The organism is Aquamicrobium lusatiense (assembly GCF_014201615.1).
Classification (GTDB): Bacteria; Pseudomonadota; Alphaproteobacteria; order Rhizobiales; family Rhizobiaceae; genus Mesorhizobium; species Mesorhizobium lusatiense.
Genome location: NZ_JACHEU010000001.1, coordinates 1,096,061 through 1,109,523, shown reverse-complemented (window position 1 = coordinate 1,109,523; position 13,463 = coordinate 1,096,061). Strand labels below are relative to the sequence as shown.

The 13,463-nt window shown below is 63.7% G+C and carries 13 protein-coding genes and 1 other RNA gene; 2 read left to right on the top strand and 12 right to left on the bottom strand.

Translation table 11 applies throughout. The annotated features are described in order from the left end of the window. Nucleotides 1-26: 26 nt before the first annotated feature. Genes truA through def form a run of 4 tightly spaced genes read right to left on the bottom strand, consistent with a single transcriptional unit; the run spans nucleotide 27 to nucleotide 2,775 of the window. A complete protein-coding gene (gene truA / locus HNR59_RS05300) occupies nucleotides 27-779 on the bottom strand; it encodes a tRNA pseudouridine(38-40) synthase TruA (RefSeq protein ID WP_183826963.1) in 753 nt (250 codons plus the stop codon). A gap of 10 nt (nucleotides 780-789) precedes the next feature. Beyond that, nucleotides 790-1,299: a GNAT family N-acetyltransferase gene (locus tag HNR59_RS05295; RefSeq protein ID WP_425488655.1), complete on the bottom strand. Its 510-nt coding sequence runs from the start codon at nucleotides 1,297-1,299 to the stop codon at nucleotides 790-792. A gap of 5 nt (nucleotides 1,300-1,304) precedes the next feature. Continuing rightward, on the bottom strand, nucleotides 1,305-2,240 hold the full coding sequence (gene fmt, locus HNR59_RS05290; protein ID WP_183826957.1) for a methionyl-tRNA formyltransferase: 936 nt from the start codon (nucleotides 2,238-2,240) through the stop codon (nucleotides 1,305-1,307). A 4-nt stretch (nucleotides 2,241-2,244) separates the two neighbouring features. Beyond that, a complete protein-coding gene (gene def / locus HNR59_RS05285) occupies nucleotides 2,245-2,775 on the bottom strand; it encodes a peptide deformylase (RefSeq protein ID WP_183826954.1) in 531 nt (176 codons plus the stop codon). 102 nt (nucleotides 2,776-2,877) lie between these two features. Here def and HNR59_RS05280 point away from each other — a divergent pair, with 102 nt between their 5' ends. Then, nucleotides 2,878-4,116, top strand: a complete 1,239-nt coding sequence (locus tag HNR59_RS05280; protein ID WP_183826952.1) for a DNA recombination protein RmuC — start codon at nucleotides 2,878-2,880, stop codon at nucleotides 4,114-4,116. 696 nt (nucleotides 4,117-4,812) lie between these two features. Here HNR59_RS05280 and HNR59_RS05275 read toward each other — a convergent pair. Continuing rightward, the gene (locus HNR59_RS05275) at nucleotides 4,813-5,208 is read right to left on the bottom strand and encodes a DUF6481 family protein (RefSeq protein WP_183826949.1); all 396 of its coding nucleotides are present in this window, start codon (nucleotides 5,206-5,208) and stop codon (nucleotides 4,813-4,815) included. A gap of 183 nt (nucleotides 5,209-5,391) precedes the next feature. Here HNR59_RS05275 and HNR59_RS05270 point away from each other — a divergent pair, with 183 nt between their 5' ends. Further along, nucleotides 5,392-6,432, top strand: coding sequence for an LLM class flavin-dependent oxidoreductase (locus HNR59_RS05270; protein ID WP_183826946.1), 1,041 nt, complete (start codon nucleotides 5,392-5,394; stop codon nucleotides 6,430-6,432). Here the strand turns inward: HNR59_RS05270 and HNR59_RS05265 are convergent. The 7 genes from HNR59_RS05265 to ffs form a co-directional block, all read right to left on the bottom strand. Further along, nucleotides 6,366-8,000, bottom strand: coding sequence for a phosphoethanolamine transferase (locus HNR59_RS05265; RefSeq protein WP_183826944.1), 1,635 nt, complete (start codon nucleotides 7,998-8,000; stop codon nucleotides 6,366-6,368). The two genes, HNR59_RS05270 and HNR59_RS05265, sit on opposite strands and share 67 nt — an antisense overlap. Before the next feature lie 80 nt (nucleotides 8,001-8,080). After that, nucleotides 8,081-9,319 (bottom strand): lytic murein transglycosylase, encoded by a 1,239-nt coding sequence (locus tag HNR59_RS05260; protein ID WP_183826941.1) that lies wholly within the window; start codon nucleotides 9,317-9,319, stop codon nucleotides 8,081-8,083. 15 nt (nucleotides 9,320-9,334) lie between these two features. Beyond that, nucleotides 9,335-9,940, bottom strand: a complete 606-nt coding sequence (recR, locus tag HNR59_RS05255) for a recombination mediator RecR (RefSeq protein WP_183826938.1) — start codon at nucleotides 9,938-9,940, stop codon at nucleotides 9,335-9,337. Between the two features lie 59 nt (nucleotides 9,941-9,999). Continuing rightward, nucleotides 10,000-10,803 carry a cell wall hydrolase gene (locus tag HNR59_RS05250; protein WP_183826935.1) on the bottom strand — a complete coding sequence of 268 codons (804 nt, stop codon included), beginning with the start codon at nucleotides 10,801-10,803 and terminating at the stop codon, nucleotides 10,000-10,002. Nucleotides 10,804-10,975: 172 nt separating this feature from the next. Further along, complete coding sequence (locus tag HNR59_RS05245) at nucleotides 10,976-11,299, bottom strand: YbaB/EbfC family nucleoid-associated protein (RefSeq protein WP_183826932.1); 324 nt, start codon at nucleotides 11,297-11,299, stop codon at nucleotides 10,976-10,978. Between the two features lie 69 nt (nucleotides 11,300-11,368). Next, nucleotides 11,369-13,222: a DNA polymerase III subunit gamma/tau gene (locus HNR59_RS05240; protein ID WP_183826927.1), complete on the bottom strand. Its 1,854-nt coding sequence runs from the start codon at nucleotides 13,220-13,222 to the stop codon at nucleotides 11,369-11,371. Between the two features lie 131 nt (nucleotides 13,223-13,353). Then, nucleotides 13,354-13,450, bottom strand: an RNA gene (gene ffs, locus HNR59_RS05235) — signal recognition particle sRNA small type. Nucleotides 13,451-13,463: the final 13 nt, after the last annotated feature.

Genomic DNA, 13,463 nt, shown 5'->3' with positions numbered 1-13,463 from the left:
GTCGCTGCCCGGCCTCTGCATGACTTTCAGCTTTCAGGATAATCGACGCCGATCAGATAGAGCCCGTCGGCCGGGGCCACCTGCCCGCAGGCAGCGCGGTTTTTCGCCTCCAGTGCGGCCCTGAGGTCGGCCGCCTTCCAGCCGCCATCGCCGACGCGCTTGAGCGAGCCGACCATGGAACGCACCTGATTGTGCAGGAAGGAGCGGGCGGAAGCCCGTATCTCTATCTCGTCGCCGAGACGCGCAACGTCCAGCCGGTCGAGCGTGCGAACGGGGCTGTTGGCCTGACATTGCACGGATCGGAAGGTGGTGAAATCGTGCCGGCCGAGAAGCTCTCTGGCGGCCTCGTGCATGGCGTCGGTGTCGAGCAGTTTCGGCACCCACCACACCTTGCCCTTCTCCAGCGCGGGCGGGGCGCGGCGGTTCGAGATGCGATAGAGATAATGCCGCCCAAGCGCGGAAAAGCGCGCGTCGAAATCGTCGCTCACCATCTGCGCCCGCAGCACGGCCACCCGCTCACCAGCCTGCTGCAGATGCGCGTTGAGCGCATCGCGGACCGTATCCGCCCGCCGCTCCTTCGTCAGATCGACATGCGCGACCTGCGCGGTGGCATGAACGCCGGCATCGGTGCGGCCGGCACCGCGGATCGACACCTTTTCGCCGCTGAGCCTGAAGATCGCCTCTTCTATCGCCTGCTGCACCGAAGGGTGATCGGCCTGCCGCTGCCAGCCGGCATAGGGCCTGCCGTCATATTCGAGATCGAGACGATAGCGCGGCATGGCGATACTCTCAGCCGGCCGCTTCGGCGCCGAAGGCAGGCGCGTAGACAAGCCGGCCCTCGAAAGGCGCATCGCCCCATGCCAGCGCCATCAGCTCCGCGCACTGGAACACGCTGTCGAAACCGGCCGCGCGCGCGTGGCTGTAGCCGAAGCGCCGGTAATAGGCCGGATCCCCGAGCACCACGGAAAGCGTTTCGCCACGTCCCTGCAAAAGCCTGTGCGCTTCTTCGACCAGCGCGCTGCCGATGCCCGCATTCCGGAATTCCGGCAGGACGGCCAGCGGCGCGAGCGCCACGGCGCTTATGTCCTGCGCCGCGCCCCTGACCTTCAGACGCGTGAACAGAACATGGCCTACGATCCGCCCATCCTGTTCTGCAACCAGTTCAAGCACATCATCACCGGCGGCAACGAGGGCCTCGACCAGATCGGCTTCGTCATCGCGGCCGAATGCCCTTGCCTCGACAATACGAATGGCTGCCCGATCTTCGGAAACGGCCGGGCGAACCGTGATGGGACGGATCATGCTCATGAGAGCTTCGTTCCGACTTCCAGCCGCGCCCCGCGCAGGAACTCCTCGGCGGAAACGGCCCGCGAACCCGCCCGCTGCACTTCGGCAAGCCGCACCGCGCCGGTGCCGCAGGCGATGGCGAGCGCATCGTCGAGCACGGTGCCCGGCTCGCCTGCTCCCTCAGCCAGCGTCGAGCGCAACAGCTTCAGCCGTTCCGGCCTGCCGCCCGCTCCGAACTCGCACCAGCTTCCCGGAAACGGCGACAGGCCACGAATGTGGTTGTGGACCTCAGGTGCCGGGCGGCTCCAGTCGATCCGGGTTTCGGCCTTGTCGATTTTTCTGGCGTAGAGCGCGCCTTCCTCAGGTTGCGGCACGAAGCCGAGCGTGCCGGCCTCAAGCTTCGCCAGCGCCTCCACCATCAGTTCCGCACTGATCGGCATCAGCGCATCGTGCAGTTCACCGCCGGTCATGTCCGCGCCGATGGCAACCTTTCGGGTCAGGGCCACGGGGCCCGTATCCAGCCCCTCCTCCATGCGCATGACCATGACGCCGGTTTCGGTGTCACCTGCCATGATGGCACGCTGGATGGGGGCGGCGCCGCGCCAGCGCGGCAGAAGCGAGGCGTGGCCGTTGAGGCAGCCGAAGCGCGGCGCTTCCAGAATGGCGCTCGGCAGAAGCAGGCCATAGGCGACGACGACCGCCACGTCGGCATTCAGTGCGCGAAAGGCCTCCTGCTCATCTGCGGACTTGAGCGAAAGCGGCGTGAAAACGGGAATGCCGAGCCTTTCGGCTTCGCGCTGGACTGGCGAAGGCGTGAGTTCCAGCCCGCGCCGACCCGCTGCGCGCGGCGGCTGGGTATAGACGGCGACGATCTGGTGGCCTGCTTCGGCAACAGCGCGGAGCGTGGGCGCCGAAAACTCCGGCGTGCCCATGAATACGACGCGCAAAGCCATGGTTTCAGCCTACGAGCTTCGGAGCCGGCTTGTCACGCGCCAGCTTGCGGAACTTGCGCATCACCATATCGCGCTTGAGCTTTGAAATGTGGTCGATGAACAGCACGCCGTTGAGATGGTCGATCTCATGCTGAAGGCAGGTCGCCATCAGCCCTTCGGCCTTGATCTCCTGCTCCTTGCCATCCCGGTCGACATATTTCACCCGCACCGATGCCGGGCGCTCGACCTCCGCGTAATATTCGGGGATCGACAGGCAGCCCTCTTCGTAAACGGAGCGCTCGTCGCTGCTTTCCAGGATTTCGGGATTGACGAAGACATGCGGCGCCGGTTCGTCATCCTCCTTGGCGAGGTCGATGACCAGCAACCGCATCGGCAGCCCGATCTGGATGGCGGCGAGGCCGATGCCGGGGGCGTCATACATGGTTTCCAGCATGTCGTCGGCCAGCCTGCGCAGCGAATCGTCGACGCGCTCGACCGGTTTGGACACCTGACGCAGCAAGGGATCGGGAAGGATGATGAGCGGCTTGATCGTCATCCTGCTCACCTAAGACCTCGCCAATGCGCCGTCAACCGTGAAGGTCAATACTTGTTCACGTTTTGATCTGGTGAAGAGGAGCAATTCTGTTATCATGCCGACATGAGTGACATCTTTTCTCAAACCGTCATCCAGCTTGGCGCCACCACGATCACACTTGGTCAGGCGCTGGCCTTCTGCGCCGTCGCCTTCCTGTGCCTGTCGGTGGCGATGATCGTCACACTGCTGCGGTTTTCCCGGGCCCGTGCCATTGCCGTGTCGGAAGCGGCAGAAAACGCCCGCGATGCGGAGGCGCGGATGGTGGAAATCCTGCGCAGCCAGGCCGAGATGCAGGGCCGCATGGGCGCCATCGCCGAAGTGTTCGGCACGAGGCAGGCGGAACTGACGCAATCGATCAGCCAGCGGCTCGATGCCATGAGCGGGCGGCTCGGCCAGACCATCAGCGAACAGACCCGCGCCACGCATGAAAACCTTTCGCGGCTACAGGAACGGCTGGCCACCATCGACAGCGCGCAGGGCAACATACAGGCGCTGGCCGGTCAGGTCGTGCAGCTTCAGGCGATCCTTTCCAACAAGCAGACGCGCGGCGCCTTCGGCCAGTCGCGCATGGAGGCCATCGTCGCCGACGGGCTGCCTATGGGCACCTATGAGTTTCAGGCCACGCTTTCAAACGGCAACCGGCCGGACTGCCTTGTCAGGATGCCGAACGACGCCCCCTCGCTGGTGATCGACGCCAAGTTTCCGCTGGAGGCGTGGAACGCCATTCGCGCGGCCGAAACGCCGGAGGCGCAGAAGGCCGCGGCACAGGCCTTCCGGCGCGACGTCGAAATCCACATCCGCGACATTGCCGGCAAATATTTCATTCAGGGCGAGACACAGGACACGGCGTTCATGTTCGTGCCGTCCGAATCGGTTTTCGCCGAGATTCACGAGAATTTCGAGGCGCTCGTGCAGCGCGCCCACCGTTCTCGTATCGTCATCGTCTCGCCATCGCTGCTGATGCTGTCGATTCAGGTCATACAGGCGATCCTCAAGGATGCGCGCATGCGCGAGCAGGCCCATGTCATCCAGGGCGAGGTGATCCGGCTCATGGAGGATGTCACGCGGCTGGACGAGCGGGTGCGCCGGTTGCAAACCCATTTCGGTCAGGCCACCCGGGACATAGATGAAATCCTCGTCTCGGCCTCCAAAGTGACGAAGCGCGGACAGAAGATCGAGGCGCTCGAACTGAGCAGCAATGCGGGACAGACCGCCGCCAGCGCCGACGAGGCAGTAACCGCCCCTGCGGCCACATCCAGAACCGGACAACTGCGGTTACGTATCGTGGAGGATGCCGACTGAAACTTGTTGCCAAACGGTTGCGGACAGGTTTGAGGGAATGACCTGCTTGAAGGCGGAGATCCGGAAGCATGGCGCCTGATTCCGCGTGATTGGGGAGCGCTTCAGCCCTTTGCCCGCGCCCTTCAGGCGCATTCCCACCTTGATCTGACAGAGCCGAAATATTTTCTTCGTCCGTGTGCGGGATGGCCACACGGCTTTCATCGCATACCGCTTTTAGCGCGTCACAGCTGGAGCAAGCCCACGGTCTGAACGGCGAAGCGAGCAGTTTTGTCCCCTCCAGCGACAAAGCGAACCACACCTGAAATCCGGGCGACCGGTTTGAATGATCCGCCATCAAACGGAGCTTTCCACGAGCCGGCTCCTGCTCATTCTTGCCGGTTTCTTTGACACGGGAAGGGTTCGGCCCGAAACAAGCCCACGGCTTCACCACACCGCTGCCAACCACTCTTGCCACTGTTTCCATGATCGGCCGCGTCGTGCTTCCCGAGCCAGCGCTCAAGCACTCCCTGTCGCTACCGGCTATGCCGGACAGCGATCGGCACAGTGGGCATCGCGCTGGGCCACATCCGGCTTTTCGTCAAGCCAGCAACGGCAGCCTGATCGGCATGCATCGGCCTGAAGCTGGCCAGCTGAAGAAATACAAAAAGGCCGGCCCTGTTGCAGGGCCGGCCTTTTCAATTTCGTTCTGCTGTCTGATCAGCGGCCGGTGAAACCGGGAGGCACGCGGCCGCCACGGGTCTTGCGAGCAGCGTAGCGCGCATCGCGCTTTGCCTTGCGCTCGGCTTCGAGGGCCAGTTCTGCTGCCACTCTTTCAGCTTCCTGAGCTTCACGAATGCGCGCTTCCTCAGCCGCAATACGCTCCGCCTCGGCGCGGGCGGCGGCCTCACGGGCCATCTTTTCCTGCTTCAGCTTGGCCTTCTCGGCTTCGCGCTCAGCACGGGCGGCGAGAATTGCCTCACGCTCGGCCTTGCGAGCCAGCACACGCGGATCATCTTCCGCCGGACGTTGCTTGAAACGCTCAAGAAGAGCCTTCTTCGCATCATTTGCGGCATTGCGCCGCTCGAAAATGTCTTTTTCCCTGTAGATAGCCAACTTTACTTCCCTGAAATCGGTTCGCGTGCCTTACATACGGGCCAAGCGCCAGACTTCAAGCGCCAAAACGGCATGTCTGCCATGAATTCCCGGCATGTTGCACTGCGACGACACCTGTCTGGCACATTTGCGATGCGCAGGCACGCTCCCTATATCCGACGGCACATGATATGGGAACCCGAGATGACCTCACTCTCCGTCCTTGACCTCGCGCCTGTTACCGACGGCGGCACGGTCGCGCAATCGCTCGCCAACACGCTCGATCTTGCCCGCCATGCCGAAAGGCTGGGCTACAGGCGCTACTGGCTGGCGGAACATCACAACATGCCGGGTATCGCCAGTGCCGCCACTGCGGTGGTGATCGGCCATGTCGCGGCAGGCACCAGCACGATCCGGGTGGGAGCCGGTGGCATCATGCTGCCCAACCACGCGCCACTCGTCATTGCCGAGCAGTTCGGCACTCTGTCGGCGCTGCATCCGGGCCGCATCGATCTGGGGCTTGGCCGCGCACCCGGCACCGACATGCTGACCGCGCAGGCGCTGCGCCGCAATCTCGACGCTTCGGTCGACAATTTCCCGCGCGATGTGGTGGAGCTGATGGCCTATTTCGAGCCCGTCAGGGAAGGCCAGCGCGTGCGCGCCATTCCCGGCGAAGGCGAAGAGGTGCCGGTCTGGATCCTCGGCTCAAGCCTCTACGGCGCGCAGCTCGCAGCGATGCTTGGCCTGCCCTACGCCTTCGCCTCGCACTTCGCGCCTGCCGAGATGGAACGTGCGCTGGAGCTTTACCGCTCACGCTTCGAGCCTTCTGAACATCTTCAGAAGCCGCATGTCATGCTTGGCCTCAATGTCGTGGCCGCAACAACCGACGACGAAGCGCGCTACCTGTTCTCATCGCTCCAGCAGGCTTTCGTCAATCTGCGCAGCGGACGGCCGGGCAAGCTGCCTGCGCCGGTGGAAAACTACACGGCCCGCATCGGCGCACAGGAAAACGCCATGCTCAACAATGCGCTCTCCTGCGCCATTGTCGGTTCGCCCGAAAAGGTCAGGCTTGGCCTCGATGCCTTCATCCGCCGCACCGGCGCGGACGAGCTGATGGTGACGGCGCAGATATTCGACCATGCCGCACGCGTCCGCTCGTTCGAGATTCTGGCTTCCGTTCACGGCATGACGGATGATGTGGCCGGCGAACGGCAAGCCGCGAAAGCGTCCAGCGCGGGCTTGTAGATATCGGTCTGAACATCCATCAGGCCAAGCACCGTGTCGAACATGTTGTCATGCGACAGCTCCTCGCCCACACGCGCGCGCAGACAGGCGAGATCCAGCCCGTCCCGACGGGCGAAGCTGCCTGAAAACCATGCGATGAAGGGTATCCGCTTCTGCTCTTCGGGCGCGAACATGTAGGGCGCGCCGTGCAGATAGAGGCCGTTCTCGCCAAGCGATTCGCCATGGTCGGACATGTAATACATGGCCGTTTCCAGATCCTCGCGCTGCTTCAGCAGGTCGATCACCGACGCCAGAATGTAATCCGTATAGAGGATGGTGTTGTCATAAGCGTTCAGCAATTCCTGCGATGAGCAGTCATTCAGTTCCGAAGTGCGGCAGACGGGTTTGAACCGCTCGAAATCCGGCGGGTAGCGCCGGAAGTAGGCCGGGCCGTGGCTGCCCATGACATGAAGTATCAGAACCCCATTGCCGTCATAGGTCACGAGCCGCTCGCGCAGACGGTCGATGAGGACCTGATCGAGGCATTCCCCGCCCGCACACAAGGCCGGATCGGGTGTGTTGGCAACCATCTCGACGGGGATGCGATCAGCAACGTTTTTCGGCCCCGTGTTGTTTTCCCACCATTCGACCTTAAGCCCCGCATGCCGGAGCACATCGGCCAGATTCTCGGAACCGAGAAAGGCGCGCCGCGAATAGTTGTCGCGGCCGAGATGGGAAAACATGCAGGGCATGGAAATGGCCGTCGCCGTGGCGCAGCTGGTGACATTGGTGAAGGCGATGACATCGCGGGCCGCCATCATCGGGTTGGTGTCGCGCCCATAACCCGTCAGGCTGAAATTCTGCGCACGGGCGGTTTCACCAACCACCAGAACCAGAAGCCGCTTTCTCGATCCCTGCGCCACCCTTGGCCCCAGCCGCGCATCGCGGCCATAAGGTTGTGCCTTGATGTTGAGATCGCGCAACTGGCGCTGGGCGTAGTCAACCGCACCAACCAGCGCCATCGCCGGGTTGAGATAGGCCATGGTTTCGTGCCGGTCATGCTGCCAGAAGGGAATGAAGGCGCGCAGATTGCTGCCGATCAGCAAAGCGGCGAGCGCCACAAGTCCAAGGCACACCGCCGTGTTGACCTTGACCTTCTGCCAGAACGGCCGGTGCCTTATGCCCACCCACGCAATCAGCAGGCTAGGCAGCACCCCGAAAAGCAGCATATGCAGAACCATCTGCCCCGTGATCAGGTTGCTCGATTCCGGCCGAGTGGTCTGGACGATGTTCTGGATCATGTCGCGATCCATGATCGTGCCGAACCTGTCGGTATAATAGGATACTGCCGCCGCAATCAGCACCAGCATGTTGAACATGGGCCTGACCACATAGGGTGCGGAAAAGATGATCAGGAAAACGACGTAAACGAGCAGCACCGCCGCATTCAGCAGCACCAGATTGAGCGGCTCGTCAGCAAAGCGGGCGCTGATGCGGCTCCAGTAAGTGGCATTGGTGAGGAACAGGATATAAACGGCAACCAGAACCGAAAGCGCGGTGCTGCTGATGACAGGTCGTCTGAAACGCATGGGCGGGCTCGCGGAACTATCCTGTGCCCTCTTCTGGCCGCCCGGATTATGGCTCTGTTATGTCTGCGATGGCGCAACGGTCATTTCAGGGCGCGCACCAGCCCGGCATCGGGGAAACAGGTAGCAGCGCGACCGTTCTTCGCCTGCCAGTCGCCGATGGAACGCCGCGTCTTGAAACCGGGCAGACCATCGGCGCCGCCGACATCATAGCCTTTCTGCTCGAGCGCACGCTGCAGGCCGGCGATGTCAGAGCGGTAGAGCTTGTCCACCGATCCCCAGCGGCCGGCAAACCCCTTGTCACCATAAGCGATGCGATCGCCGGCGTGGCCGATAAACAGCGCATAGAGGTCGCTCATATTGTAGTCCTTGAGGACGTAGAAATTGGGCGTGACGATGAAGGCCGGGCCGTTGCGGCCGGCGGGCATCAGGAGAAAACCCTCGGCCTTCGCTTCATGCGCCGGGAACGGCTTGCCGTTGACCCGGCGGATGCCCATATCGGCCCATTTCGCGATCGGCCTGCCGATGTCCGGCCCCTCCAGAGCGCAGGACACATTGTCAGGCACGACGACCTCGAAGCCCCAGTCGCGCCCTTTCTGCCATCCGTGGTGCACGAGATAGTTGGCGATGGAGCCCAGCGTATCCGGCACCGAGTTCCAGATGTCGGCGCGGCCATCGCCGTCCATGTCCACCGCGTGTTCGAGGAAGGACGACGGCAGGAACTGCGGCTGGCCGAGCGCGCCCGCCCATGAGGATTTCATCGCCCCGCGCGCCACAGTGCCGCGCTCGACCATGGCAAGGGCCGCCAGCACCTCCTTGCGGAACATATCCTTGCGGGTGGCCATGAATGCCTTGGTGCCCAGCACCTCGAAGGCGTCATAGGGCATGCGCGCAGCGCCGAAGCCGGACTCGCGCCCCCAGATCGCCAGCACGATCGGACCCGGAACGCCGAAGCGCTGCTCGACAGCCGCCAGCGTGCGGGCATGGGTGGCGGCGCGGGCGCGGCCGCCGGCCGTCACCCCGCCCACCGTCTTTTCGGCGAAATAGGCGCCGGGCGCCCCGAACTCGGCCTGATGCTGGGTCTTCGGCGTCTTCGGCTTCTGGCCCGGCATCACCAGATCGGGCAGCTTGAGATTGGGACTGATGCCGGCAAATGCAGCGTCGAACGTCTTCTTCGATATGCCCTTGGCCTTCGCCTCGGGCCACAGATCGTTCGCCAGCCAAGCGCGGAACTGGTCATCCACGGGTGCGGCGGAAACGGCGGTGGCGCACAGCAGGGCCGCTACCACACCGGCACAAAGGGAGATGATGCGACGCTTCATGGGAAAGCCCCCGGATCAGAACGCGGTTCGTGACTTCAACGCGGCGGTGAGCGTGCCTTCGTCCAGATAGTCGAGCTCGCCGCCGACCGGCACCCCGTGGGCAAGGCGCGTCACCTTCACGTCGAGGTCGGAGAGCTGGTCGGTCAGGTAATGGGCGGTGGTCTGTCCTTCGACCGTGGCGTTGACGGCGAGGATCACCTCCTTCACCTCGCCGGCCGCAACCCGGTCCACCAGCGTACGGATGTTGAGCTGATCGGGGCCGATTCCATCCAGCGGCGACAGCGTGCCGCCCAGTACATGATAGCGCACATTCATGGCGGCGGCCCGCTCCAGCGCCCACAGGTCCGACACGTCCTCGACCACGATCAGCGTGGCGGGGTCACGGCGCGGATCGCTGCATATGGTGCAGGGGTCGGAGGTGTCCACATTGCCGCAGGTGGAGCAGACGCGCACCTTGTCCAGCGCCTCGCCCATGGCGGCGGTGAGCGGAGCCAGAAGCTGGTCCTTCTTCTTGATGAGATGCAGTGCTGCGCGGCGTGCGGAACGCGGCCCGAGCCCCGGCACCTTGGCCAGAAGCTGGATGAGGCGTTCGATTTCGGGGCCGGCGATTCGCTTGGACATAGCCGGGTTTTAAAGCATGTCTCCGCAAAGTGGGAGACACGACGAAGTGTTGCCGCGCGTCAGTGGCCCGTGGCCTGCGCCTGGCTGACAATCAGCGAGCCGATGGCGCTGGTGTCCTGCGGCGTCTGCTCGAAAGCCATGACAGGCTGGTCCGCATTGGAAATGGAGGCAGTGGTGATCAGGTCGGCATCCGGCTGCGAAGGCTGAACGGGCGTGGCGGAAGCGACAGCGACCGGCGCAGCGGCGGCGGGAGCAATGACCGGCACGTCCTTCTTCGCCGCTGCGATGGAAGGTGGATTGGCTGCCTGCGGCGTTGCCGCGGCGACGAGGAACTCCGAATCCGGCGGCAGCGGCTCGAAATTGCGGCCGCGCTTTTCATAGAAAGCGTTGCCGCCGGCCACCGCCACATAGTGCATGTTGTTGTATTTGAACTTGAGGCCGGCCGTATGGAAGAACATGGCGTCCTTCATTTTCGGATGACGCTCACCCTTGAGCACGGCATCGGCGGCTTCCACGACATCCGGCAGGGCGCTGGATTTCATCGGCCGGCTCAGAACGCCGGGTGCGAACTGACGCGGCGCGCCGACCACCTCGCAAATTGTGTCGCCGTGCTTGCCCGATTTCAGGCGGTTCATGACCACGGTGCCGACGCCGATCATGCCGTCACGGCTGGAGCGGTGCGATTCGAAAAAGATCGCCCGTTGCAGGCACTCACGGTCCTTTTCGGTGTAGCGATAGCTGTAGGTCTTGCTGGCCGATGTTTCGGATTTGGTCGTCACATCCTGCAGAGCAAGACTTTGCGAGGTCTGACTGCAGCCGGCGAGCAGCATGAACGATCCTGCCGCGCCCAGCAGAGCGGGCATATTCCATCGCTTGACGATCAATAATCGTCCCCTCTTCCTGTCGCCGCCACATCCCCGGAAGCGCCCCAGAATGAGACAGTTTCAGGCGAAAAGATGGCAGCAACGAGATTTAGACGGCACGCGCCCTTCGACAGCACGACTGCGCGGGCCGGTCCGGCGCCTTCCACAGGCCTCAGAACGGCAGCTTCATGCCCGGCGGAATCGGCAGGCCGGCGGTCAGCGCCTTGGTCTTTTCCTGCATGACCTGCTCAACCTTGACCTTGGCGTCGTTGTGCGCGGCAAGGATCAGGTCTTCCAGAATCTCCACCTCGTCCTCTTTCAGCAACGAGGGGTCGATCTTCAGCGACTTCATCTCGAACTTGCCGGTGAGCGTGACGCTGACCATGCCGCCGCCGGCCTGACCGCTCGCCTCCAGCGTGGCGATCTCCTCCTGCATGGACTGGAACTTGGCCTGCATTTCCTTGGCTTTGCCCATCAGGCCGAGCAGATCCTTCATCGCGATATCCTTTGCGTCTGGTGTTTCCTGTGCCGGCGCGGCTGATCGTGCCGATCCGGCCAAAAGCTCTCAATCGTCTTCGTCGGCTTCCGGTTCCGGCAGCGTGTCGTCTTCCGCCGCCTCGGCCTGCAAAGCGTCGGGAATGCGCACGTCGATGATCTTCGCGCCGGGAAAGCGGGCAAGCACCGCTGCCACGGCCGGATCGCTGCGGGCATCGAGAAGTGCCGTCTCGCGGCGGATCGTTTCCTTCTCGAAGAGCGTCTGGCCGCCCTCCTCCTTCGAAAGCGACACCACCCAGTGGCGGCCCGTCCATGTCTTGAGCTTGACGGTCAGGTCGTTGAGCAATGTGCGCGGAGCGTCCTCCGTCAGGCTGACCTGAACATGGCCGGGCTCGATGCGCACAGGCCTCACATAGCGCTTGATCAGCACCTTGAAGGCAAGCTCGCGATGCTTGTCGGCCAGCGCGACGATGTCGTCGATGGATTTGACGGAAACGGCAGGTTGCGCCGGCTCCGGCTCTGCCTGTGGAGGCGCGAAAGCAACAGGCTCGGGCGTGGTCTCGACCAGCCGCATCGTCTGCGCTCCACCCGATGAGGATGGCATCATTGCGGGCATGAGCGCCTGCGCCATGGCGCTTGCCGGAGCGCTGCTTTCCACACCGGCAGAGCCATTCCCGGAAGGCGCCGGCCCGGGTGCAGGCGTTGGTGCGCGCGGGGCGGAAACCTGCTGACCGTCGAGCGTTTTCAGCGCTTCGTCCAGCGTCGGCAGATCGGCGGCATGCGCAATGCGGATCAGCACCATCTCGGCGGCGCTGACCGGACGGTTCGAGCTCTGCACCTCCGGAATGCCCTTGAGCAGCATCTGCCAGGTGCGCGACAGCACCTTGACGGAAAGGGCAGCCGCGAATTCGACGCCGCGTCGGCGCTCTGCTTCCGAGAGAGACGCATCGGCGGCGGCATCCGGCACGAAACGCAGGCGCGTCACCAGATGGTTGAACTCGGCAAGGTCAGTGAGCACGGCGGCCGGGTCGGCGCCGGTGTCGTACTGCGCCCTGAACTCGCCAAGGGCTGCCGCCACGTCGCCCTTCATCAGATGCTCGAACAGATCGATGATGCGGCCCCGGTCGGCAAGGCCCAGCATGGCGCGAACCGCCTCCGCCGACACGGTGCCGCCACCATGGGCGATGGCCTGATCGAGGATCGACAGCGAATCGCGGGCCGAGCCCTCGGCCGCGCGGGCGATCATCGCCAGCGCCTCGTCGTCGATGGAAATGCCTTCCTTGTCCGAGATGGCACCCAGATGCGTCACCAGCTGGCCGGCATCGATGCGGCGCAGGTCGAAGCGCTGGCAGCGCGACAAGACGGTGATCGGCACCTTGCGGATTTCGGTGGTGGCGAAGATGAACTTCACATGCGGCGGCGGCTCTTCAAGCGTCTTCAGCAGGCCGTTGAAGGCCTGCGTGGAGAGCATGTGCACCTCGTCGATGATGTAGACCTTGTATCGCGCCGAAACCGGGGCGTAGCGCACCCTGTCGATGATGTCGCGAATATCGTCGATGCCGGTGTGGGAGGCTGCGTCCATCTCGATCACGTCGACATGGCGGCCTTCCATGATGGCCTGGCAGTGCTCGCCCGGCACCGAAAGGTCAACGCTCGGGCGGTCGAGTTCCGGCGTTCTGTAATTGAGGGCGCGGGCGAGAATGCGGGCGGTCGTCGTCTTGCCCACGCCGCGCACGCCGGTCAGCATCCATGCCTGCGCGATGCGCCCGGAGGAAAAGGCGTTGGTGAGGGTGCGCACCATCGGCTCCTGACCGATGAGCTGCGAAAAATCCGAAGGCCGGTATTTGCGGGCCAGCACCCGATAAGGGGCGGGCGCCTTCCCGGCTGCGGAAATATCTGCGTCGCTTGTTCCGGCGTCGTTCATCGATCGGCACTGCTCCAAGCCAGCATCTGGGGACCGCGACCGGAAGCGGCCGTCTGCAAAGCCAGTTTCGCCCGCACGCCCCGACACAGTCAATGAGCATGCCGTCATGAACGCGAAGATGGCGAAGAAAGGCGGGAGGCTGGAACAATGACCCGTTCCGGGCTCGTTAGGGCTGCTTCCTTCCGGACCTGACCCGGTTGGCGAGTGGACCGTCCACCACCAACCTCCCGGTTTCCATATC

Coding starts and splice junctions, on each gene's coding strand:
- HNR59_RS05270 (WP_183826946.1), top strand. CDS start 5,392: ATGACCTCACTCTCCGTCCTTGACCTCGCGCCTGTTACCGACGGCGGC.
- fmt (WP_183826957.1), bottom strand. CDS start 2,240: ATGGCTTTGCGCGTCGTATTCATGGGCACGCCGGAGTTTTCGGCGCCC.
- truA (WP_183826963.1), bottom strand. CDS start 779: ATGCCGCGCTATCGTCTCGATCTCGAATATGACGGCAGGCCCTATGCC.
- recR (WP_183826938.1), bottom strand. CDS start 9,940: ATGTCCAAGCGAATCGCCGGCCCCGAAATCGAACGCCTCATCCAGCTT.
- HNR59_RS05245 (WP_183826932.1), bottom strand. CDS start 11,299: ATGAAGGATCTGCTCGGCCTGATGGGCAAAGCCAAGGAAATGCAGGCC.
- HNR59_RS05265 (WP_183826944.1), bottom strand. CDS start 8,000: ATGCGTTTCAGACGACCTGTCATCAGCAGCACCGCGCTTTCGGTTCTG.
- HNR59_RS05260 (WP_183826941.1), bottom strand. CDS start 9,319: ATGAAGCGTCGCATCATCTCCCTTTGTGCCGGTGTGGTAGCGGCCCTG.
- def (WP_183826954.1), bottom strand. CDS start 2,775: ATGACGATCAAGCCGCTCATCATCCTTCCCGATCCCTTGCTGCGTCAG.
- HNR59_RS05280 (WP_183826952.1), top strand. CDS start 2,878: ATGAGTGACATCTTTTCTCAAACCGTCATCCAGCTTGGCGCCACCACG.
- HNR59_RS05240 (WP_183826927.1), bottom strand. CDS start 13,222: ATGAACGACGCCGGAACAAGCGACGCAGATATTTCCGCAGCCGGGAAG.
- HNR59_RS05250 (WP_183826935.1), bottom strand. CDS start 10,803: ATGCCCGCTCTGCTGGGCGCGGCAGGATCGTTCATGCTGCTCGCCGGC.